General features: G+C 64.3%; 21 protein-coding genes. 13 read left to right on the top strand and 8 right to left on the bottom strand.

Features of this window, described 5'->3' with window-relative positions:
* Positions 1 to 48: 48 nt before the first annotated feature.
* Genes KW845_RS10450 through KW845_RS10465 form a run of 4 tightly spaced genes read left to right on the top strand, consistent with a single transcriptional unit; the run spans position 49 to position 3,825 of the window.
* Positions 49 to 1,074, top strand: a complete 1,026-nt coding sequence (locus tag KW845_RS10450; RefSeq protein WP_218369160.1) for a tripartite tricarboxylate transporter substrate binding protein — start codon at positions 49 to 51, stop codon at positions 1,072 to 1,074.
* 25 nt (positions 1,075 to 1,099) lie between these two features.
* Positions 1,100 to 1,996, top strand: a complete 897-nt coding sequence (locus KW845_RS10455; protein ID WP_255592532.1) for an oxaloacetate decarboxylase — start codon at positions 1,100 to 1,102, stop codon at positions 1,994 to 1,996.
* A 57-nt stretch (positions 1,997 to 2,053) separates the two neighbouring features.
* Positions 2,054 to 2,992 carry an oxaloacetate decarboxylase gene (locus KW845_RS10460; protein ID WP_218369162.1) on the top strand — a complete coding sequence of 313 codons (939 nt, stop codon included), beginning with the start codon at positions 2,054 to 2,056 and terminating at the stop codon, positions 2,990 to 2,992.
* Positions 2,989 to 3,825 carry an amidohydrolase gene (locus KW845_RS10465; protein ID WP_218369163.1) on the top strand — a complete coding sequence of 279 codons (837 nt, stop codon included), beginning with the start codon at positions 2,989 to 2,991 and terminating at the stop codon, positions 3,823 to 3,825. The genes KW845_RS10460 and KW845_RS10465 overlap by 4 nt, the downstream gene beginning before the upstream one ends.
* A 37-nt stretch (positions 3,826 to 3,862) precedes the next feature.
* Here the strand turns inward: KW845_RS10465 and KW845_RS10470 are convergent, their stop codons facing one another.
* Positions 3,863 to 4,777 carry a LysR substrate-binding domain-containing protein gene (locus tag KW845_RS10470; RefSeq protein ID WP_218369164.1) on the bottom strand — a complete coding sequence of 305 codons (915 nt, stop codon included), beginning with the start codon at positions 4,775 to 4,777 and terminating at the stop codon, positions 3,863 to 3,865.
* Positions 4,778 to 4,986: 209 nt separating this feature from the next.
* Here KW845_RS10470 and KW845_RS10475 point away from each other — a divergent pair, with 209 nt between their 5' ends.
* The 8 genes from KW845_RS10475 to KW845_RS10510 all read left to right on the top strand — a co-directional run bounded on the left by KW845_RS10475 (position 4,987) and on the right by KW845_RS10510 (position 12,932).
* Positions 4,987 to 5,955, top strand: coding sequence for a tripartite tricarboxylate transporter substrate binding protein (locus KW845_RS10475; protein ID WP_218369165.1), 969 nt, complete (start codon positions 4,987 to 4,989; stop codon positions 5,953 to 5,955).
* A gap of 7 nt (positions 5,956 to 5,962) precedes the next feature.
* A complete protein-coding gene (locus tag KW845_RS10480; RefSeq protein WP_218369166.1) occupies positions 5,963 to 7,294 on the top strand; it encodes an MmgE/PrpD family protein in 1,332 nt (443 codons plus the stop codon).
* A gap of 29 nt (positions 7,295 to 7,323) precedes the next feature.
* The gene (locus tag KW845_RS10485) at positions 7,324 to 7,545 is read left to right on the top strand and encodes a hypothetical protein (RefSeq protein WP_218369167.1); all 222 of its coding nucleotides are present in this window, start codon (positions 7,324 to 7,326) and stop codon (positions 7,543 to 7,545) included.
* A complete protein-coding gene (locus tag KW845_RS10490; protein ID WP_218369168.1) occupies positions 7,538 to 8,965 on the top strand; it encodes an amidase in 1,428 nt (475 codons plus the stop codon). Before KW845_RS10485 ends, KW845_RS10490 begins: the two co-directional genes overlap by 8 nt.
* Before the next feature lie 9 nt (positions 8,966 to 8,974).
* On the top strand, positions 8,975 to 9,928 hold the full coding sequence (locus KW845_RS10495) for a tripartite tricarboxylate transporter substrate binding protein (protein WP_218369169.1): 954 nt from the start codon (positions 8,975 to 8,977) through the stop codon (positions 9,926 to 9,928).
* Positions 9,929 to 10,103: 175 nt separating this feature from the next.
* The gene (locus tag KW845_RS10500) at positions 10,104 to 11,111 is read left to right on the top strand and encodes a tripartite tricarboxylate transporter substrate binding protein (protein WP_218369170.1); all 1,008 of its coding nucleotides are present in this window, start codon (positions 10,104 to 10,106) and stop codon (positions 11,109 to 11,111) included.
* A 40-nt stretch (positions 11,112 to 11,151) separates the two neighbouring features.
* Positions 11,152 to 12,126, top strand: coding sequence for a LysR family transcriptional regulator (locus KW845_RS10505; protein ID WP_218369171.1), 975 nt, complete (start codon positions 11,152 to 11,154; stop codon positions 12,124 to 12,126).
* A 35-nt stretch (positions 12,127 to 12,161) separates the two neighbouring features.
* The gene (locus tag KW845_RS10510) at positions 12,162 to 12,932 is read left to right on the top strand and encodes a hypothetical protein (RefSeq protein ID WP_218369172.1); all 771 of its coding nucleotides are present in this window, start codon (positions 12,162 to 12,164) and stop codon (positions 12,930 to 12,932) included.
* 28 nt (positions 12,933 to 12,960) lie between these two features.
* On the opposite strand, the gene KW845_RS10515 is transcribed toward KW845_RS10510, so the two are convergent.
* From KW845_RS10515 to KW845_RS10535, 5 genes are all read right to left on the bottom strand, one after another.
* A complete protein-coding gene (locus KW845_RS10515) occupies positions 12,961 to 13,737 on the bottom strand; it encodes an ABC transporter permease (protein WP_255592533.1) in 777 nt (258 codons plus the stop codon).
* Positions 13,738 to 13,741: 4 nt separating this feature from the next.
* A complete protein-coding gene (locus KW845_RS10520; RefSeq protein ID WP_218369173.1) occupies positions 13,742 to 14,530 on the bottom strand; it encodes an ABC transporter ATP-binding protein in 789 nt (262 codons plus the stop codon).
* Positions 14,531 to 14,543: 13 nt separating this feature from the next.
* Entirely contained in the window at positions 14,544 to 15,551 is a 1,008-nt protein-coding gene (locus KW845_RS10525) for an ABC transporter substrate-binding protein (RefSeq protein WP_218369174.1), read from the bottom strand.
* A 77-nt stretch (positions 15,552 to 15,628) separates the two neighbouring features.
* Positions 15,629 to 17,380 carry a hydantoinase B/oxoprolinase family protein gene (locus tag KW845_RS10530; RefSeq protein WP_218369175.1) on the bottom strand — a complete coding sequence of 584 codons (1,752 nt, stop codon included), beginning with the start codon at positions 17,378 to 17,380 and terminating at the stop codon, positions 15,629 to 15,631.
* A complete protein-coding gene (locus KW845_RS10535) occupies positions 17,377 to 19,494 on the bottom strand; it encodes a hydantoinase/oxoprolinase family protein (RefSeq protein WP_255592534.1) in 2,118 nt (705 codons plus the stop codon). Before KW845_RS10535 ends, KW845_RS10530 begins: the two co-directional genes overlap by 4 nt.
* Positions 19,495 to 19,745: 251 nt before the next feature.
* Between KW845_RS10535 and KW845_RS10540 the strand changes: the two genes are divergently transcribed.
* Complete coding sequence (locus KW845_RS10540; RefSeq protein ID WP_218369176.1) at positions 19,746 to 20,426, top strand: TetR/AcrR family transcriptional regulator; 681 nt, start codon at positions 19,746 to 19,748, stop codon at positions 20,424 to 20,426.
* A gap of 23 nt (positions 20,427 to 20,449) precedes the next feature.
* Here KW845_RS10540 and KW845_RS10545 read toward each other — a convergent pair whose 3' ends face one another.
* Positions 20,450 to 21,382, bottom strand: a complete 933-nt coding sequence (locus KW845_RS10545; protein ID WP_218369177.1) for a ketopantoate reductase family protein — start codon at positions 21,380 to 21,382, stop codon at positions 20,450 to 20,452.
* Positions 21,383 to 21,394: 12 nt separating this feature from the next.
* On the bottom strand, positions 21,395 to 22,579 hold the full coding sequence (locus KW845_RS10550) for a mandelate racemase/muconate lactonizing enzyme family protein (RefSeq protein WP_218369178.1): 1,185 nt from the start codon (positions 22,577 to 22,579) through the stop codon (positions 21,395 to 21,397).
* Positions 22,580 to 22,602: the final 23 nt, after the last annotated feature.

Consider the following 22,602-nt stretch of genomic DNA (forward strand, 5'->3'; position numbering starts at 1 on the left):
TTTCAGACCAGGGCTCGATACAGGGCCTGCCATACCAAGGAGACAAAAATGCGCGAAAACACGCTATGTTTCACCACGGGCTGGTTCAGATTGTCGACCGGTCCGCATTCAAGACAGGGCTTGCTGGCCACCGCCTCGGCGGTACTGGCATTGGGTGTCGCCATGCCCGTACATGCGCAGGACCCGTACCCGGCGCGCGCCATTACTATCATCGTGCCGACTTCACCAGGCGGCAGTACCGATACGGTGATCCGGCAGTTGGCCGAGATTACCAGCGGAATCCTGAAGCAGCCGTTCGTCATCCTGAATCGTCCTGGGGCCGGCGGCATGATCGGAACGTCGGCTATCGTGCGCGCCGACCCGGACGGCTACACCCTGGGCGGTATCTGGAACGCCCCGCTGACCATGACGCCGCACACGCTGAAGGCGCAGTACGCGCCCAGCGACTACGTTGCGGTATCGCTATCCGACTCGGCGCCGATCGTGCTGTGCACCAAGGCGGATTTTCCGGCCAATAGCGGCAAGGAATTTGTCGAATACGCAAAGCAGAACCCGGACAAGCTGACCTACGGCACGGATGGGGTGGGCGCCACCATCCAATTGGCCTCGGAACGCATTTTCACCAAACTGGGTATCAAGCTGCGTTCAGTGCCGTTCGCGGGCGCGGGCCAGACGCTGCAGAGCTTTCTCAGCAACCAGATCGATGTTTACGGTGGGTCGATTGCGCCCATCATGCCCTATGTGAAAGACAAAAGCGTCAAATGCCTGATTCTGAGTTCGGTAAATCGCGTGGCGGCCCTCCCGCAGGCATCCAGCCTGACCGACCTGGGCATTCCTGAAGAGCAGACCCTGCTGTGGCACGGCATCATAGCGCCCAAGGGCGTGCCCGCCGATCGCCTGAAAATTCTGGAAGATGCTTTTCGCAAGGCGGCGCAAACCCAGGAATTCAAGACCTTCCTGGCCAGCCAGAGCATCGATGTCGAGGGTACGTCGGCACAGGAAATGCGCAAGACCATGGACGACGAGTACGCGGCAATGGAGCACGTTGCGAAGGCGCTCGGACTGATCAAGTAAGTTCTCCCGTTGCAAGGATCCGATGATGAAACGCACCACCGAATTACGCCGCATACTGGCCGGAGGCGGACCTGGCGCCGTACCCGGCGCAACCGACTGCTTCACGGCCAGGCTGATCGAAGAGGCCGGTTTCCCGGTGGTGTACGTGACCGGGGGGGGCACCGCCAATACTTACCTGGGCGGCCCGGACATCGGCTTGGTAACCCTGAACGAATTGGCCAGCCAAGTCGAGCGTATTGCGGAGGCCGTATCGGTGCCCGTGATTGCCGACTGCGATACCGGTTTCGGCGGTGTGGCCAATGTCAAGCGCACCATTCGGGCCTACGAGCGCGCCGGGGCGGCGGGCCTGCATATCGAAGACCAGGTGTTTCCGAAGCGCTGCGGTCATTTCGAGGGCAAGGCCGTGGTGCCCGCCCTCGATATGTGTTACCGGCTGCAGGCGGCGTTGGATGCCCGCACCGATCCCGATTTCCTCATCATCGCCCGCACTGATGCCCGTGCGGTGGAAGGATTCGATGCCGCGCTGGAGCGTGCCCACCTGTACCGGGAAATGGGCGCGGACGCCATCTTCTTTGAACAACCGCAAAGCGTGGAAGAGCTGCGCCGAGTGGGGCAGGCGTTCGCCGGCGAGGTACTGGTGGCGAACATGGTCGAACGCAGCAAGACGCCTTTGCTGCCCACGGCGGATCTGGCCGAGATGGGGTTTCGCATCATTCTTTATGCCAACGCCGCGCTCTACCTGGGGGCGTATGCCATCCGGGAAGGCCTGTCGGTGTTGCGTTCCAAGGGTACGACGCAAAGCTTGCTGGATCGAATGATGACCTTCGGCGAACGCCAGAAGCTGATCGGCCTGGACCAGGCTGATGCCTATGAACGCAATCTGGTTGAACGTGTAGTCCAGCGCAGGCACGCGTCGAAATGACGGCATTCCGGTGGCATGCGCTTTCCGCACGAATACTCAAGACTTCAAGGAGACTACATGGCTATCAATCGAGCACGCCTTCGTCAGTTGATCGAGGCGCCTGACCTGCTGGCACTGCCAGGTGTATTCGACGGTTTTTCTACCCGGTTGGTCGAGCATTCGGGTTTCGAGGCAGCCTTCATTACCGGGAGTGGCATTTCGGAAAGCCGCCTGGGGCAGCCCGATGTCGGTATCATGGGCCTGGAAGAAAACGTGGCGGCCGTGCGCGCAATGACTTCCTGCAGCAGCCTGCTGTTACTGGCCGATGGTGATACGGGTTACGGCAACGCCGTGAATGTCTACCATGCGACCCGAGCCTTCGAGCGCGCCGGAGCCGGCGGCGTCATGTTCGAGGACCAGGCCTGGCCCAAGCGCTGCGGACACATGAAGGGCAAGGAAGTCATCGATGCGCAGGAAATGGTCCAGAAGCTGCGTGCCGCCGCCGAAGCGCGCGAAGACCCGGACTTCATCATCAAGTCGCGCACTGACGTGCTGGCCACCCATGGCCTGGACGAGGCAGTCAAGCGCCTGAACTTGTATGCCGAGGCCGGTGCCGACCTGCTGTTTGCTGATGCGGTAATGACGGTCGAGCAGATCAAGGTGCTTGCCGCCAACCTGAGCAAGCCCTTGTGCGTGAACATGGGCTTCGGCATACGCCAGCGCCCGACCACGCCGCTGCTGTCGTCTCGCGAACTGCAGGACCTGGGCGTGCGCGTGGCGATCTACCCACGCCTGCTGACTGGTAGCGCTCTGCAAGGCATGATCAGTGGACTGGGCCTGTTCCGGCAATCGCTGGACAGCGGCCAACGCGTCGACCGGCCAGATGCATGCGCGTCGTTCGAGGTCTTGCACGACATCATCGGCATTCACGAGGCCGATGAGCTCGAAAAGCGCTTCCTGACCGATGCACAGTATCGTGCCAAATATGGTAGCGAGACCACGGGAGCAGTTCGATGACTGGCAGGCCGGTCACGGGCATCGACGCGCATGCCCACGTGATGAGCGTATCGGCCAGACTGGTCGGCGAACGCCATTCGGCGCCCCGGCGCGACGTGACGGCCCGGGAATATATCGGCTTGCTGGACGCCAACGGCTTGTCGCACGGCGTGCTGACCGCGCCGAGTTTTCTGGGCACGGACAATTCGTTGTTGCTGCAGGCGCTGGATGCATTTCCCGGACGGTTGGCCGGCACCGCCATCGTCGACCCCGCCATCGACGAGGCCAGCTTGAGCGACATGCGCAGTCGCGGGATGGCGGGAATACGCCTGAACTGGACCCGTCGGGCCAGCCTGCCTGATGTGGACAGCGCCGAGTACACCGGCCTGTTCCAGAAACTGGGCAAGCTGGGTATGCATGTCGAGCTGTTCGTCGAGGACGCGCATGGCGCCGCCATCATTCCGCGCCTGCTGGACCATGGTGTTGTCGTGGTAATCGACCATTTCGGGGCGCCCGACCCGGTGCAAGGCGTGAAAGGGCCGGGTTTTGCACAGGTGCTGCGCGCGGTGGCATCTGGCCGGGCCTGGGTGAAGCTGTCTGCCCCGTATCGGCTTGGGAGCGTAGACCCGCGCCGCTACGTCGACGCCCTGCTGCAGGCCGGCGGACCAGGCCAACTGATGTGGGGCAGCGATTTCCCGTGGATTAGCCATGAAGACTATCTGGGCGGACCGACCTTTGCCGGTTGCCTGCAATGGCTGGCGGATTGGGTGCCGGACGAGGCAGCGCACAAGGTCATATTGTGCGATACGCCAGCGCGGGTGTTCGGGTTTGCCCACCCGGTTCTGCCGGATTGAGTCCCCGGGGCCTATTGGCGCTGGCCAGGCGCAGGGTTCAGCGCGCGTCCTGGTCGCTGGCCCCGTCAGCGGCCAAGGCTTCGATCAGCGCCGTGGCCGCCGGAGTCAACGCGGCCATGTCACGCACCCCGATGCGTAGCTCGCGGCTGGCCCAGGAATTCGCCAGAGGCACAATCGAAATCTGCATGGTGCGCGCCTGCCTGAGGGCAACCGAATGGGGGATTGCCGCGATGCCCACGCCGGATTCGACCAGGCCGCATACCGCGGAAAAACTATTGGCCTGTATACGTAGCCGCATGGGGATTCCTTCGGCGGCGGCCTTGCGCAGCATGAATACTTGCAGCGGGGCGTGCTCGGGCATGCCGACATAGTCGTATTGCAGCGTCGCGGCGAATTCCACTGCGTCGGCACCGGCCAGCGGATGCTCGCCGGGCGTGGCCAGCACCAGCCGCTCGGTGCGGTAGGCGCGGTATATCAGCGATTCATCCGGTACATCCGTGGTCAGGATGCCGATGTCGGCGGCGCCTTGTTTCAGCGCGCGGGCGATCTCGCCCGACGGCCGTTCGTGCAGGTCGATATTCATGCGGGGATGGGCCAGCAGGAATCCCTCGATTACCGACGGAATCGTGTCGCCCATCGACAAGGTATTGACGAACAGGCGGATGCAACCATCCAGGGTGCCAGCCTGCGATCGCAGCGTTTCGTTCAGATGATGCAGTTCTTCCAGCACCGTGCGGGCATGGCGTACGAAGTTGCGGCCCGCCGTGGTGGGCACCAGGCCTTGGGTGGTGCGATAGAACAACTGGGTTTCCAGCGATTCCTGCACTTTCTTCAAACGTGCGCTAGCGGCCGGCGCCGACATGTGCGTGCGCTCGGCGCCGCGAGTCAGGCTGGCCGTGTCGACGACGTTGACGATCAGTCGCAGATCGGTAAGGCCGTAGTCGAAACGCATCGTCTGGGGTGGGCTCTATGAAAAAAAGGGGGCAGGACGACGCCATATCGGCCGGTCGCGCAGCCCATGTTACTTGCATGGCCCGCCTGTGGACAACGGCTGGCGGGCTTCTTAAGCGTTGGTGAACTGTCTGGCCATAGAAAACAAATTGCCCGTGCTGCCGATTGCGGCGAAGCTTGCCACGTGCTTATCCCGGCTGGAGACTCAATATGAAAAAAACCGCACACCTGCTTGCCCTGTTCCTGTCCGCCTGCGCCCTGGCTCCGGCAGCCGCCGCGCAGGCTCAGGGTTATCCCGAAAAAAGCGTGACCATCCTCGTGCCGTACGCGGCGGGCGGCGGTGCCGATATCCTGGCCCGACTGCTGGGCCAGAAGCTGGGCCCTGTGTGGGGCCAGTCTGTCGTGGTGGAAAACCGCGCAGGTGCAGGCGGCTCGGTGGGTTCCGCGCACGCGGCCCGCGCCACGCCCGACGGGTACACGCTGCTGATGGCTTCGCCCAGCCACACGATCAACGGCGCGCTGTACAAGAACCTGTCGTTCGATGCCGTGAAGGATTTCGATCCGGTGGTGCTGGTGGCGTCCGGCCCGCTGGCGCTGGTGGTGCCAGCCCAGGGGTCCATCCAAACGCTGGACGATTTCGTGAAGCAGGTGCAAGAGCCGGGGGCCATCAATTTTGCATCGGCCGGCGTAGGCAGTTCGCCACACCTGGCGGGGGAATTATTCAATCAGATGGCGCACGCAAAGATGACCCATGTTCCGTACAAGGGCACGGCGCCAGCCTTGACGGACCTGCTGGCCAACCGGGTGCAGGTGATGTTCGCGCCCGTGCCGACGGTAATGCCGCACCTGAAGAGCGGTGCCTTGAAGGTCCTGGCGGTGACCTCACTGGAGCCCTTTGCCGCGCTGCCCGACGTACCTGCGCTGGCCCAGCGGTTTCCGGGCTACGAGGTGCTGCAGTGGTGGGGCCTGGTGGCGCCGGCCGGCACGCCGCCGGCAGTAGTTGGCAAGGTGAATGCCGACGTGGCCGCCGCGCTGCGCAGCCCCGATGTGCAGGAACGGCTGGCGGCGCTGGGTGCAGACGCGGGCGGCCAGCCGGCCAGCCACCTGGGAGACCTGATCAAGGAAGAGATCCCCAAATGGGCCGATGTCGTGAAAGCGGCCAACGTACAGCCGGAGTAAACCCAGGATGCGTATCACCCGCGAGCTTGCAGAATTCGTGGCAGCAACACCTTCAAGCGCAATTCCCGCCGATGTGCGGCAGCATACGGTGCGCACCATGGTCAACTGGGTAGCCTGCGCCTTGGGCGGCGCGTACGACCCAACCGTGCTGGCGGCGCGGAATGCCTTGCGGCCTTTCATGGGGCCGCCGCGGGCCACGCTGATCGGCCATGCGGACAAAGTCGACGTGCTGCACGCGGCATTTCTCAATGCCGTCAGCTCGCATGTACTGGATTTCGACGACACACACCTGGAAACGCTGGTGCACCCCAGCGGGCCAGTACTTGCCGCGTTGCTGGCGCTGGCGCAGCATCAGCCGCTTACCGGCAAAGACTTCATCGATGCCGCGGTGCTGGGTATCGAGGCCGAATGCCGCATTGCCCTTGGGCTGGGCAAGGCGCATTACGACGCTGGCTGGCACGTGACAGGCACGGCTGGGGTGTGCGGCGCGGCCGTCGCAGCTGGCCGGGCCTTGGGGCTGGATACTCGTGGCATGGGCTGGGCGTTGGGCATAGCCGCGACACAGGCCGCCGGGTTGCGCGAGATGTTCGGCTCGATGTGCAAGAGCCTGCACGCCGGGCGAGCCGCGCAGAATGGTCTATCGGCCGCCCTGATGGCCCAGGCCGGGTTCACCAGTTCGGATCAGGCCCTCGAGGCGCCGCGCGGCATGGCCCGCGTGATGTCCAGCCAGCCCGAGCTGGCGCGCATCCTGCAGGACTTGGGTTCCGCATGGGAGACCTCGGCCAATACCTTCAAGCCCTATGCTTGCGGGCTCGTCATCCATCCGGTGATCGATGCGTGCCGCGAGATAGCCGGCCAGGGCGTGCCGCCGGACGCCATCACCGAGGTGGTGCTGCATGTGCACCCGCTGGTGGTCGAGTTGACTGGAAAACCATCGCCCACCACGGGGCTGGAAGCCAAGTTCAGCGTCTTTCATTGCGCAGCAGCCACACTGATCGACGGTGCCAGCCGGCATTCGCATTTCTCGCAAGCCTGCGTGGCCGACACCCGCGTGGCAGCGTTGCGCGACCGGGTGCGGGTGCAAGTGCAGGAAGGCATGCGTCCGGATGCGGCGCGCGCCATTGTGGCGCTGCGCGACGGCAGCCAACGCGAGGCGTATGTGGCCCATGCGCTGGGCAGCATGCAGCGGCCGATGTCGGAAGGCGATCTGTCCGCGAAGTTTCGCGCCCTGGCCGCCGAGTCGCTGCCCGCCGGCCGTATCGAAGAAGTGTTGCAGCAATGCTGGGCCGTCGAAGCCAGCCCGGACGTCGCTGCGCTGGCCGATACCCTGGCCGGCTGAGCGGGCCGGCACAATGCCCGAGGTGACGCATGACAGACAGTGTTCCCGATCTCGATGACCTGCTTGCGGCCGTGTGGCCGCAAGCCAGCCAGGTAGATCCGCAACGCATGGCCGACTTGGTGGGCGAAGTACGCACCATCGTGCAGGCTGCGCGGCGCGCGGCGCTGGACAACGCCTTCGACGACGAGCCCAGCCGTTTTTCGGCGACGCTGCACGGCTTGGCCGGACCGGACGAGGCTGGCAATGCGTGATATGCCGGCACTGCTGGACATTGATTTGTGCGAGGCAGCCAGGCGCATCCGGGTCGGCGAGGTCTCGTCGGAAGCTTTGACCCGCCTGGCGCTTGCGCGTGCGCGCGCCGTACAACCGCAGGTGAACTGCTTTATTGCCATCGACGAGCAGCAGGCACTGGAAGATGCCCGGGTGGCCGACCGGGCCGTCGCCTGTGGCAAGGCGCCGGGCGCATTGCACGGCGTGCCGCTGGCGCACAAGGACATGTTCTACCGTGCGGGACGCATCACCACGGGGGGTAGCAAGCTGCTGGCCGACTATCGCCCCACTATTACGGCAACGGTGGCGCAGCGCTTGCAGGATGCCGGCGCGATCTGGCTGGGTGCGCTGCACATGGCCGAATTCGCTGCCAACCCGATCGGGCAGAACGCGTCTTATGGCGACTGCCGCAATGCCTGGGATCGCACCCGGATCAGCGGAGGGTCTTCCAGCGGCTCGGCGGTGGCTGTGGCGCTGCGCGCCTGCTACGGTTCGCTGGGGTCCGATACCGGAGGGTCGATCCGCATGCCGGCCGCCCTGAATGGCGTCGTGGGCCTGCGTCCCACTTACGGCCGTGTCAGCCGCTATGGCATCTTGCCGCGCACCTGGAGCATGGACACCGTCGGCCCGCTGGCCCGCACGGCCCGCGACTGCGCGCGGCTGCTGGGTGTCATAGCCGGGGCAGATCCTCAGGACGCGACCGCCAGTTCGCTGCCCGTTCCCGACTACGAAGAGCAGCTGACCGGCAGTATTGAAGGCCTGCGCATCGCGGTGCCGGTCAATTATTTCTATGACGAAACTACGCCCGAGGTGCGGCAAGGCCTGGAGCGCAGCCTGGGCGTGCTTGCCGGACTGGGTGCGCGCGTGGTGGAGGTGTCGGTTCCGGACCCGGCCCGCTTGTACCAGCTGGGCAACTTGATCAGCCAGGTCGAGGCGGCTGCCATTCATGCCGACCTGGTGCAGCGTGCCGGCGATGAGTATCCGCTGGTGCTGAAGACTCGCATGCAGTCCGGGGCTTATGTGCCGGCGGTGGACTACCTGGGGGCGTTGTCGGCACGGGCCCGCCTGGCCCGGGAGTTCGCTACCGCGGTATTCGCATGTGCCGATGTGCTGCACGTTCCGGTGATCAGCATGGCTGCGCCCACGCTCGAAGAAGTATCGCCGGTGGCGTCATCTGAGGTGTTCCCGCTGCTGGCACGCACTGCGCGCTGCACGCGGCCATTCAGCACCCTGGGCATGCCGGCGCTTTCGGTGCCAGCGGGTTTCACGCCGCAAGCGCTGCCCATCGCCTTCCAGCTGGTGGGCCGTCCGTTTTCCGAAGGCCTGCTGCTGCGGGTGGCAGACGCGTACCAACGCGCAACCGATTGGCACACCCGGGCGCCCATCATTCCAACAATCTAAGAGGGACAAATGCCTATTCTTCGCATGTTCGCTGCTTTTTTCCTGGCGATCAGTTCGACGGCCTATGCGCAGGACTATCCTGCGCGCCCGCTGACGTTGATAGTGCCGTTTTCTGCGGGTGGCGGCGCCGATATGGTCGGCCGCATCCTGGCCCAGAAACTTACCGCATCGCTAGGCCAGTCGGTGGTGGTAGAGAATCGCCCTGGCGCGGGCGGGAACATTGGAGCGGAAGCCGTGGCGCGCGCCGAACCCGACGGCTACACGCTTTTGCTGACCAGCAGCGCGTTCGTGATCAACCCCAGCCTGTATACGAAAATCTCGTACGACGCCGTGAATGACTTCCGGCCAATCTCGCACCCGGCCCTGCTACCCAACGTGCTGGTAGTACCCACTTCGATGCCTGTCGAGACCGTGGCCGAACTGGTGGCTTACGCCAAGGCCAATCATTTGTCTTATGCTTCGGCTGGCGTGGGCACCGGCACGCATCTGGCCGGCGAGATGTTCAAGCTGGCCACCAATCTAGACATGGTGCATGTGCCATACAAGGGAGGCGGCGCCGTTACTACCGACCTGCTGGCCGGACGCGTTGCCCTCAGCTTCGCGACGCTGCCGTCGGTGATCCAGTATGTGCAGGAAGGCCGGATGCGCGCCCTGGCCATGACCACCGATGTGGGCTGGGCGGGCCTGCCCGATGTTCCGACCATGCAGCAGGCAGGTTTCAAGGACTTCGATATCAGCACCTGGATCGGCCTGTTGGCACCTGCCAAGACGCCGGATGCGGTGGTAGAAAAACTGCATCGCGAAGTAGTGCGCATTGTGCAAGAGCCGGACGTGCGCGAACGGTTTGTGGCGCTGGGCATGATGCCGGTCGGCGACTCGCCCGCCGAATTCGGCGCGCAGATCGAGCGGCAGCTGACAATGTACAAAGAGTTGGTCAAGGCGTCGGGCGCCAGGCTGGACTGATGGCGGGCAGGGCAGTGTTATTCACATAAATTGAATAGCCTGTTCGCCCGCACCCTATCGTCAATACCGTTCTCAAGGCGCACGCTATCACTCTTGAGCGCCTCGTGCATCTTGCGACGGTTGGCACGGCGCGCTTGCCAGACTATCCGTCGATGACAGAAAACGGAGACAAGCCATGTGCCCCCGCCCCCCGGCCAGCCGCCGCCGCGCCTTGCTGGCCACCATGCTGGCCGCTGCCGCCAGCCTATGCCTGGCCACACCGACGCAGGCAGCCGATAGCCCACTGCAGTTCCCCACCCACCCCATTCACCTGGTTGTTCCATTTTCCGCCGGTGGCGGCACCGACATCCTGGCGCGCCTGTTTGCCAAGTCCATCTCCCAGACCCTGGGCCAGCCTGTCGTCGTCGACAACATCGCCGGGGCCGGCGGCATCATCGGTGCCCAACAGGTTGCCCGAGCCGCTGCCGATGGCTATACCCTGATGTTCGGCACCCCCGGCACGGTCCAGATCAACCCGGCAATAAAGCCGGTGCAATACGACCCGTACAAAGATTTCACTCCCATCTCGCAGTTCTCGGACAGCCCCATGGTGCTGGTGGTCAATGGCCAGACTCCCTGGAAATCGGTGCCCGAGCTGATCGAGGCGGCTCGCGCCAAGCCGGGCAGCATCAACTACGGCAGCGCCGGTATTGGCTCGATCTCTCACCTTAGCGCCGAGATGTTCGAGTTCCTGGCCGATGTCAAGATGACGCACGTGCCTTATCGCGGCACCTCGCAGGCGATCACGGATCTACGTGCCGGCGTCTTGCAGTTGGAAATCGAGAATATGCCGGCGGTGCTCGAGCTGATCAAGGCGGGACAGGTGCGTGCGCTGGCTGTCGGTGCCGACCAGCGTTCGCCCTTTTTGCCTGACCTGCCCACCATGGAACAGGCCGGCGTGCCGGGGTACCGGTCCACGTCCTGGACGGGGTTGTTCGCGCCAGCCGGCACGCCGCCAGCCGTGATGGAACGCCTGGAGCTTGCGGCGGTGGCGGCGGCGCGCGACCCGGATATCCTGAAGGCGCTGCAAGAGCTGGGTACCCAGGCAATAGGCAGCCGTTCAGCGGCGTTTCGGTCTATGCTCGAGAGCAGCCAGCCCCTGATCGATAAAACCGTCAAGGCGGCAGGCCTGGCTACGGACTGAGACCGTGGCCAAGGACGCGCGTGCTGGGCTAAAGGCGAATATGACGACTTTCGGCGAGAAGAACAATGCGAAGCTGAACCGTCTCTGGGCCATGCAGGTGTTCGTGCGCGTGGCCGAATCGGGTGGATTCGCTCGTGCAGCCGCTTCGCTTGACCTGGCCAACCCTACCGTCACGGCCTGTGTGCGCAAGCTGGAAAAGCATCTGGGTGTCACGCTGATCAATCGCAATACGCGCTTTATCTCGCTGACCGATCCGGGCAAGCGCTTTCTGCAGCACTGCAAGGATATCCTCGAGGCCGTGGACCTGGCCGAGGCCGATGTCGAGACCCGCCTGAAAGAGCTGCGCGGCACGCTGACGGTAGAGATGCCCATTGCCATTGGGCAGGCGCTGATCTGTCCCGCGCTCAGCGATTTTGCCGCGCGCAATCCCAGGCTGTCGGTGGCGGTAACGCTGACCAACCAGCCACGCAATGTGATCCAGTGCGGCATCGACGCGGCCATACGCATGGACGAGATCAGCGAGATCGACCTGGTCGCCCGGCCGCTTTGCCAGGCGCGCTTCGTCCTGTGCGGTACGCCGGCCTTGGTCGACAGCCTGCCGAAGCATCCTGCCAAGCTCGATCCCCAGGTGTGCCTGGGCCTGCTGCGCGAAGGCCAGCGCACGCCCGTGCCGTGGGAATTGCAGCGCGGCACCGCGCGGGTCGATGTGCGGCCGCAGGGGCCCTTGCATTTCAACAGCAGCGAGGCGCTGATCGGCGCGGCGCTGTCGGGCACGGGGCTGGTGCGGGTGGCGGACCTGTTCGCGACCACACATATGCTGGCGGGCGACCTGGTGCCATATTGCCCCGACTGGAGCGCGGGATTGCAGTCGTTCTACGTGGTCACGCCACGCACGCGCGCCATGCCGGGCAAGGTGCGCGCCTTCATCGATTTCCTGCTCGACACGCTTCAGGCCCGGCCGCGTCCGCGGGCCTGGCAGCACATACGGGTGCGCTCGGCCAGCCGGGCTGGCTAAGGCATCGCCACGACATTCATCACGGAGATACGCGCATGGCATCGTCCACCGATCAACCCTTGTCCCGGCCGCTGACCGGTGGCCAGTTGGCCACGCCCGCCGAGCTGACGGCTCGCCTGGACGAGTTCCGCGCGCGCCGCGGCTACGTCAATCCGCAGCAGGGGCCGATGGCGGCAGCCCTGCCGGCTGTGTTCGACGGTTACCGCGTGTTCTACAAGGCGTTGGTGCTGGACGAGAAGCACCTGGCGCCGCTGGAAAAGGAATTCGTCTGGCTGGTGCTGCTGTGCGTGGCGAGTGAAATGGGCTCGCACCACCTGAAGCTGTTCTTCGAGCATGGCGGCACCGATGCGCAGGCGCGCGCGGCCTTTCGGCTGGCCGCCTGGGTGAACGGCGCCGGCGCTTTCACTTTCGTCGAGCAGAACTGGCAGCCGTTCTTTCCCCGGGTGCCGGCGCAGCAAGCTTATCTGGACGGCGTGGACGCGCTGATCGCAGGCCTTGAGGGTGTCACGCCGCAATGGGCGCACCTGGCGCTGCTGTCGGCGCACAGCGGGGCAAAGTCGAAATGGGGCGTCGCGGCCGAGCTGCAGGCTTGCTATGGCTTGGGTATTCCCGAAGCCAGCATGGCCGAGGCCATGAGCGTGGCGCTATGGCCCTGCGGGGCCAATGCGTTTCATGACGCGGCGGGCGTCTGGCTGGAACTGGTGCGGTCGGGCCGCGTCAATGCCTCGCCGCAGTTCCAGGCCTGGGCCGCCATGCCCAGCCAGGACGGGCTGGAGCTAGGGGTGCGCGCTTGCGGGAACGACTAGGCAAGGTCGATCCCGCAGCTTCATTGGCCTAATGTGCGATCAACTGCGACGCATGCCACTTCAGCAGCCGTGCCTCGGCCATTTCGATCGCCTTGAACGACAGCACGCCCAGCACGCATAGCAAGCCCAATGCCACGAATACCGTGGGAGTGTCGAAGCTGCCCTGTGCCACCAGGATGACGTGGCCCAGCCCCGACCCACCGGCGACGAACTCGCCCACGATGGTTCCCACCAGCGCGAACGAGATCCCTACCTTCATGCCGGCAAAAATGCTGGGCAGGGCGTTGGGGAAACGCAGTTTGCACAGCACTTTGGCGCGCGAAGCTTGATTCACCCGCGCCATGGCCAGCATGTCGGGGTCGGTGGATTTCAGCCCCAGCACGGTATCGATCAGAATGGGAAAAATCGCGATCAGCATCGCGATTGCCACCTTGGGCGCCTCTTCCGTGCCCAGCCAGATCACGAACAGGGGGGCAAGCGCAACCTTCGGCACGGCGTTCAGCGCAACCAGCAGGGCGTACAGGGTACGGTCCAGGAAGCGGGAATACACGATGCCAATGGCCGCGCCCACCCCCAGCACCACGGCCAGGCCGAAGCCCAGCAAGGTGGTGATCATCGTGTCCAGGCTTTCCTTCAGCAGGTAGGCCGGCGCCGCGAAGAATTGGGTAATGACCAGGCTGGGCGCCGGCAGCAGAAAACTGCGGACGGCGAAGGCGCGCACACACAGTTCCCACAGCAGCAGCAAGACCACGGTCGTGGCCAGGACCTCCCAGCGGCGCGTCACGGTGTTCCAGACGTACTTCATGTGGCTACCCCTTGTAGATGCCCAGGTCGCGGAACTTGTCGCGGATGCGCTTGACGTATGCCACGAACTGCGGCGTTTCTCGCACGTCGAGTCCGCGCGGCCGGGCAATGTCGATGGGAACGACCTCTTCGATGCGGCCCGGGGCGCGCGCCATGATGACGACCCGGCCGCCCAGGTACACGGCTTCGGGAATCGAGTGGGTAATGAAGACCACTGTCTTCTTGGTGGCCAGCCAGGTGCGCTGCAGCTCGGCGTTCAGTTCGTCGCGCGTGAAAGGGTCCAGCGCGCCGAAGGGTTCGTCCATCAGCAGCAGCTGCGGGTCCAGCAGCAGGGCACGGCAAATGGATACGCGCTGCCGCATGCCGCCGGATAATTCGCGCGGGAAGCACTCGATGAAGCCGTCCAGGCCGAAAAGCGACAGCAGTTCTCGCGCCCGCGGCTCGTGGTCGCGCCGCTTCAGGCCATGGAATTCCGCGGCCACCAGTACGTTGTCCAGGATGTTGCGCCATTCCAGCAGCAGGTCGCGCTGGAACACCACACCCATGTTCTGGGGCGGGGCGATGATCTGCTGGCCCTGCAGGGCCAGTTGCCCGCTGGATATCGATTCCAGGCCCGCGATGCATTTCAGCAAGGTGCTTTTGCCACAGCCGCTGGGGCCGACGATGCTGATGAACTCACCCTGTCCGATCGACAGGCTGATGTCTTTCAGGGCTTGCAGACGGCCGCGTTCGGTCTCGTAGATCTTGTTGACCTGCGCGATTTCCAGGAAGCCGGGCTGCGGCGTGCTCGTCATCGGGGGTGGCGTATCAGTCGTTGGACAGTAGCGCATTGGTGTAAAAGTCCGAAGGCTTGCGGCCGGATTTGATCATGCCGGCACTTTCCATGGAATGAATCGCCGCAGCCCAGTCACTGTCGTACTGCTGGCCGAACGGGGCGTTCTTGACGGTGGGGCTGTCGAAGAACGGGCGGTAGGCTTCCAGTTGGCCGCGCAGCACATCGGCGTTCAGGTTCGCGTTGGGGCGCTGCGCCAGGACGGCCTTGACGGCTTCCTCGATGTGGCCGTCGTAGATATATTGCCAGGCCTTGACCTGCACTTGCACGAACTTGCGCAGGGCGTCGCCTTTCTGCTTCAGCGTGTCGGGGGTGGCCACCAGGCCGTAGCTGGGGAAGCTGATGCCGCTATCGGCCAGCAGCAGGGCGGTGGCGGGGCGAGCCTTGCCGACCATGGGCATGCCGAAGGGAGCCTGCGACATGAACGCGTCGCTATTGCCCGACGCGTAGGTGGAGATCATGGCGCTGGGCGAGACCATGACCATGTTTACGTCGCCCCGGCTCAGGTTGTTGGCTTTCAGGAAGGGGTCGATGAACGGCGCCCAGGGGCTGGTGGTGAAACAGACGATTTTCTTGCCGCGCAGGTCCTGGCGCGTTTTCACGTTCTGGCTGGCGTCGGTCATGACAGCCAGGTCGCCGGTGCGCGCGAAGCCGGCAATCGAGATCAAGTCCAGGCCGCTTTCCATGGCGACGGCCATGGTGCCCACCGATACCTGTCCCACGTCCACGCGGCCGGCTCCGATCAGCTGCAGGGTGTTGATAGAGCCGGTGCCGTCCTGTACTTCGACGTTCAGGCCCGCCTCTTCGAACCAGCCTTTTTGCGTGGCCAGATGCATGGCGGCGTGCAGGCCCCAGGGCGAGAAATCCATGCGCACTTTCAAGTCTTCAGCCGCGGCGGTCGGCGCGGCCCAGGCGTATATCGATAGTGCCGCGGCGGCCAGCAATGCGGGCCATTTGCGGGCGGGTGACAGCTGCTTGATCATCTTTTTCCCCTTCAGAATCAACCTGCCTTGATGAGAAACCGCGCGGATGGGTGAGCACCCGTGCGGTGCGGGCTAGTTTAGGCGGCGTCGGCGCGCAGCGCCGCAGTGGCAGCGGCATCCACCCGGCCAGAGGCGGGATCCACCACCACGCGGTAGTGCTGCCGCACATAGGCGGGCGTGAGTTTGTGGTTCCAGACGTCGCGCTCGATCGCGGCCGGATCCCGTTGCATCGGATCGCCAAAGCCGCCGCCGCCGGGCTGGACGTGCGTGACGGTATCGCCGCGCGCAATGGTCATGTTGACTTTGCTCGGTAGCTGCCGGTCGGGTTGTCCGTCGGTGCTCAGGATATTGGCCGCCGCCTTGGCCGGGCCGCCGCCGGCCAGGCCGTAGGGCTGGAATTTCATGCGGTCAGCCCGTAGTTGCATGAGCACGTCGTCGGCAAGTACCCGGTAGCTGCGTCGTATGCCCAGCCCGCCGCGATAACGGCCTGCGCCGCACGAGTCGGGTTCCAGCTCGTAGGCTTCGACGCGCACGGGATGCTGGGCTTCCAGGACTTCGACCGGGGTGTTGGACAGGTTCTGAGAGGCATTGGTGATGGCTTCGATGCCGTCGGCATCGGGGCGGGCGCCCCAGGCGCCGCAGATCATGTCGACGATGATGTAGGGCTTGTGCTGGACATCCTTGCCGGACAGGCAGACCACAGTGTTGCCGCCTTCGCCGGCCGCCGGGATGCGGGCCGGTACGACTTGCGCCAAGGCGCCCAGCATGGCGTCGAAGACGCGGTAGCCGGTCAGCGCGCGCGCGGCGACGGCCGCCGGTTCCAGCGGATTCAGGACGGTGCCGGGCGGCACGTGGATATCCACGCAGCGGAACACGCCCGCATTGTTGGGCACATCGCCGTTCAAGGCGCAGCGTACGCTCAAGTAAGTGCACGACTTGGTGTAGGACAGCGTCGAGTTGATGGCGGCGCGCACCTGCGGTGACGAGCCGCTGTAGTCGACGCTGACGTGATCGTCGTGCACGGTCAGCGCCACGTTGATCGGAATGGGGTCGGGCGAGAGACCGTCGTCGTCGATATAGTCGATGAACTTGAAGGTACCCTTGGGCCAGCGGCGGATCTCTTCACGGGTCAGGCGCTCGGCGTAGTCCAGCAACTCGGCGAAGTAGGCGCGGGTGGGTTCGCGGCCGTAGCGGTCGAACAGCGACGTCAGTTCACGCACGCCTACCTTGGCGGCGGCATACTGGGCGCGCAGGTCGCCCAGCACGCGATCGGGCACGCGCACGTTGCGCGCCACGATACGCTCCACTGTATCGTTGACACGGCCTTCTTCGTATAGTTTCACGACCGGGATGCGGATGCCTTCCTGGTAGATCTCGGTGGAATCGCTGGCATTGGAACCGGGCACGCGGCCGCCCACGTCCGTGTGGTGGCAGATCACCACGCAATAGCCCTCGATCTCATCTTTATAGAAGAAGGGCACGAACATGAAAATGTCGGGCAGGTGCATGCCCCCTTCATAGGGGTCGTTCAGGATGACCGCATCGCCCGGCTTCAGGGTGGCGCCGTAGCGTTGCCGCACCGCTTCCATGGCTTCGGGAATGGCGCCCAGGTGCAGCGCGATGGTCTTGGCCTGCGCCACCATGCGGCCGTGCCGGTCGCAGATGGCCGCCGAATAGTCCATCACGTCCTTGACGATCTCGGATCGCGCCGTGCGCAGCACAGTGTAGGCGACTTCGTCGACGATGGCGTCCATGGCGTTCTTCACCACGGCGAAGGTGACCGGATCGATGGTGCTGGCCGGCTCGTTGGCCAGGGCGATGGTGTTCATGCGGTCTCCGGAAGAAGTTCGATGACGATGTTGCCGGTGGGGTCCGCCCATGCGCGCGCGTCGGGCGGGACCACAATGGTCGTGTCGTACGATTCGATGATCAGCGGGCCATCGACGGCTTGGCTGGTCATGGCCGAGCGCGGCAGCAGCCTGGTCAGGCAAGGTTCGCCTTCGGGATCGAAGCTGACCAGGCGTTCGCCGGTCTCGCCCCGCAATGCGCTGGTATCCACGCCGCTGGTGCGGAAGTTCAGGCGCTGGTCGCTGCGTCCGTATGCAAACACGCGCACGTTGACCAGTTCCAGGGTTTCGTCGCTGCTATAGCCGAATGTGCGCTCGTAAAGCGCATTGAAGTCGCGGCCCAGCGCTTCCAGGGTGCCGGCCTGGCCGAAAGCACCGGTAACGGGCACAGTCAGTTCCGAACTCTGGCCCAGGTAGCGCAGGTCGGCCATGGCGGTGATGTCCACGCTGTGTGCCGGGTAGCCTTCGGACTGCAATACCTCCAGGCCCTGGGCCCGCAGCTTCTCGACAGCGGCCTGCACCGCGCCATCGCACTGTTCCAGGGGCCGCAGAATGGCTTTGACGAAATTGTGCTCGGCGTCGGCCGACAGCATGCCGGCCGAGCAGAACACGCCGGCCATGATGGGGGCGATGACGCGCCGCACGCCCAGCAGCCGCGCCACCTCGACGGCATGCAGCGGGCCGCCGCCGCCGAAGGCGATCATGGTCATGTCGCGGGGGTCGCGGCCGCGTTCTATCGTGACCGCCCGGATCGCGCGCGCCATGTTGACGTTGGCGACGCGGCGCATGCCATGGGCGGCGCGAATCGCATCCAGGCCCAGCGGTTGGCCCACGTGCTTCAGCACCGCCGCCTTGGACAGCCGCGGCTGCACCTTCAGGCTGCCGCCAGCCAGGGCGCGGGGGTTCAGGTAGCCCAGCACCATGTTGGCGTCGGTGACGGTGGGCCGGTCGTTGCCATTGCCATAGCATGCGGGGCCGGGGTAGGCACCGGCCGACTCCGGGCCGACACACAGCAGGCCGCCCGAATCGATGCTGGCGATAGAGCCGCCGCCGGCGCCCACTTCGGCAATGTCGATGGCGGGAACCTTCAGCACATAGCCCCCGCCCTTGACGAAGCGGCTGGGCGCGCTGATGCCGTCGCGGAATTCGTATTCGGTGGTCAGCGAGGGTGTGCCGTCGGTCACGATGGACGCCTTGGCCGTGGTGCCACCCATGTCGAATACGATGAGTTCATGCTCGTTGCCCAGCGCGCCGATCAGTGCGGCGCCGGCCACCCCGCCGGCCGGGCCCGAGGCCACGGCAAACACGGGTTTCTCTGACGCGGACGCCACGCCCATCATGCCGCCGTTGGATGCCATGACCTGCAGCGACGCCTTGACTCCCATGGCCGCCAGGTCGGTTCTCAGGCGGGCCAGGTACGTGCGCATGGCCGGCAGGATGTACGCGTTCACGACCGTGGTGCTGGTCCGTTCATATTCCTTGATCTCGGGCAGCACGTCGCACGAGGCACTGACCAGCAGTTGGGGGAACTCGGCCTCGATCAGCCGTTTGGCGGCGATTTCGTGGTCGGGGTTGATATAGCTGTTCAAGAAACAGATGGCGATGGATTCCACGCCTTCGGCCGCCAGTTCGGCGACCACCGTGCGGATTTCCTGTTCATCCAGTGCCGTGACGATCTCGCCGCGCGCATCGATACGTTCGTGGATGCCGCGCCGGTAGCGGCGCGGCACCAAGGGGTCGGGTTTGCGCCAGGCCAGGTCGAACATGGTGGGGGTGCGGATCCGGCCGATTTCCAGCACGTCGCGGAACCCTTCGGTGGCCAGCACACCGGTTTTCGCGCCGACCTTCTGCAGGATCGTATTGGACGCCGTGGTCGTGCCGTGCACGATCTCGGTAATGTCGCCCGGTTGCACCCCGGCTTGTTCGATCAGCGCTTCCAGGCCCTGGACGATGGCCTGGCCCAGGTTGTCCGGCGTGGTCGAGGTCTTGTTGACGAATATCCGCCCGTCGGGCGTGGCCAGGACGATGTCGGTGAAGGTACCGCCGATGTCGCATCCGACGCGCACGCCGGGGTTTGATGCCAGAACCGTATCCATTGTTTCTCCGAAGCCGGGAGTCGATGCGCCGGATGGTTGGCGCCGCCACGCGCGCCGGGGCGCTCCCGTAGCCTGCCTTCTTGCATTAACTAACTAACTGGTTAGCACAATTAAAGGCATGGTAGAAAGCATGGTAAATGCTGTCAATACGGATTTTCTAGAGGTTTTCCCTTAATATCCCAGTACCTTGCAAATGCCTGGGAAGCTAGAATCCTTATTGAGATCCACCCCCAATACTTGTAGATTCCGCCATGCCCGCCAAGAAATCGCCTGATGCCGGCAAGCCCACGTCGCGCAATGCGCAGCTGACCAAAGAACGTATCCTGAACGTGGCTTTCAAAGAGTTCGCGGCGCGCGGATACGACGGTGCGCGCGTCGATGCCATCGTGGCCCGCTGCAAGATCAGCAAGAACCTGATCTATCACTATTTCTCAAGCAAGGAAGACCTGTTCCTGCAGGTCATGGAGCGCGCCTACGGCGCCATGCGCAAGCGCCAGAACGAACTGGCGCTGACCGGCGACGACCCCGTGGCGGATATGCGTGTGCTGGTGGAAAAGACCATCCAGCACTTTATCGAGCAGCCCGAGTTCATCCAGTTGCTGGCCACCGAGAACCTGTACAAGGCCGCGCACATCAAGAAGTCGAGCGTGATTCCGGTAATTTTCAACCCGCTGCGCACTGCGCTGGACAACATCCTGGAACAAGGGAAAACCAAGGGCGTGTTCCGCCAGGATGCGGACTGGATCGACCTGTACGTGTCGATCTCGGGCCTGGGTTCGTACGCTATCTCGAACCGCTACACCTTGTCGTACGTACTGGACGTGGACCTGGGGTCGTCCGAGCGGCAGATACGCCGGATGAAGCATATCCCGGACATGGTGATGAGCTATTTGTGCGACCTGGGCGAGGCGCAGGGCATTCGGTCAGCCTGATTTCGGTGGTCGGGCTATGCGCGTCAACGCGTACGGGCCGTCGTGAACGAGGACTCGCGCTGCTTCACCAGGGCGGTTAGCGTTGCATTGACCGGCGCGGCCTTGCTGCATTTCCCGGCTTCTTTGGCGATGGCGCCATTGATATAGTCGATTTCGCTGATACGGCCACGCTCGTGATCGAGCATCACCGAGGGTTTGGCATCCGGAATGCGGGCACCGAATGCCTGGACATGGGCGATGGGATCGGTGACCGATAACGCGATGCCGCGCGCCCTGGCGATTTGCCAGGCCTCTGTCGCGGCAGCCTGGCTTACGCCCGAGATATGCGTATCCGCCATCACCTGGCCGACGGTCAAGCCGCTTAGTGTGCAGGGGGCGCTATAGGCGACATTGCATATCAGCTTTTCCCATTGCATCGCGGCTACGTCTTGAACGGGCTCCGCATTGAAACCCGCGTCTTGCCATACCGCGGCCACGCGTTCCAGCGAGGCGGTGCCGAGCGTAGCGTATGCACCCATGCGTACCGCCGCCATGCCATTGTGGTGCGCGTGGCCCGCCTGGGGCAGCGAGGCGCCGAATGCGGCGGCGATGCCTATGGCCAGGCGTTCCGCGCCCACGGCCTGGGCCACGTCATCGGCACTTCCGAGCCCGTTCTGGATCGTCAGGACGACGGTCGATGGACCCAGTAGCGGACGGGCCTGGCGCGCGGCCGCGCCGGCCTGAGCCGCTTTCGAGGCGATGATGACCAAGTCCACGGTTTCTTGCGGAACGTCGGAATAGGCACGCAACGTTACCTGCCGGTCGCCGCTGGCTCCAGTGAGGTGCAAACCTTTGTCCGCCATGGCCTGGATATGTTCCGCCCAGTGGTCGACGACTAGAACGTCATTGCCGCGGCTACCCAGCAAGCCTGCGTAGACGGATCCCATGGCGCCACAACCGATGATTGCGATTTTCATTGTGTGCCTCGGCTAATTGTTTGTATCGAGCTGCTTGAGGTATGGGGCCAATTCGACTTTCTGCTCCAGCCCAAAGCCCGGGGCATCGGTGGGGCTGACATAGCCCTCGCCCAGGCGGCAAGTATCAGGGTAGCCACCGAATGGCTGGAACACCCCCGGATACGCTTCGCATCCCCCCAGCCCAAGTCCCGCGGCGATATGCAGGTTGATCAAGTGGCCGCCGTGGGGATGCATGTGGCTGCGACCGAACCCGTGCGATTCCAGGGTGCCGATCATACCCAGGAATTCGGTGACACCGTAAGCCAGGCCCGGATCCATCTGGAATATGTCCAGGGATGGCCGCATGCCGGCGAACAGCGCCAGGTTCTTCACATCTTGTGCCGAAAACAGATTCTCGCCGGTGGCGATCCGGCCGGTATAGGCTTCGGCGACGCGCCGGTTCAAGTCATAGTCCAGCGGGTCGCCGATTTCCTCGTACCATCGCAGGTCGTAGGCCTCGATGGCCTTGGCATAGTCCAGCGCGGTTTGCAGGTCGAAGCGGCCGTTAGCATCCACGGCCAGCGCAGTCCCCGATCCCACCACGGCGATCGCGGCTTCGATGCGCTTGAGATCGTCTGGCAAGGACGTGCCGCCAATCTTCATTTTGAACTTGGTGAACCCGGCGTCCTGGTAGCCTCGGAACTCTGCCTGAAGCCGGTCGATGCCGTCATCGCCATAGTAATAGCCGCCCGCGGCGTACACCGGTACGCGGATATCGGCTGGCGTCGGCGGAAGTTCCCGGCCGATCGCGTGCGCCAGTGTCCGGCAGGCGGGCTCGTCGGCCAGCTTGGCGTTCAAGTCCCAGAAGGCCAGCTCCAGAGCGCCAACGGCCGCGGCGCGATCGCCGTGTCCGCCCGGCTTCTCATTGCGCATCAGAAGTTTCGATATCCGGGCGGGGTCGAAGCGCGTACCGCCTTCATCCAGCAAGTCCGCGGGTTTGGCGGCAAGCAGCCGGGGAATGAACCGCTCTCGCAATAAACCCGGCTGGGCATAACGGCCAATCGAATCGAAGGCGTAGCCGACTACCGGTTTGCCGTTGCGCATGGCATCGGTGGCGACCGCCACCAGCGAGATGGTGTGTTCCGAGAAGTTGACCAGTGAATTCGCGATGTTCCCTTCCAGCAGGACGGAAAGTTCTCGCACCCGGGTGATACGCATGACTGGCTGCTCCTGGCTGACGC

The sequence above is a fragment of the Bordetella sp. BOR01 genome, assembly GCF_019218885.1.
GTDB lineage: Bacteria > Pseudomonadota > Gammaproteobacteria > Burkholderiales > Burkholderiaceae_B > Bordetella_A.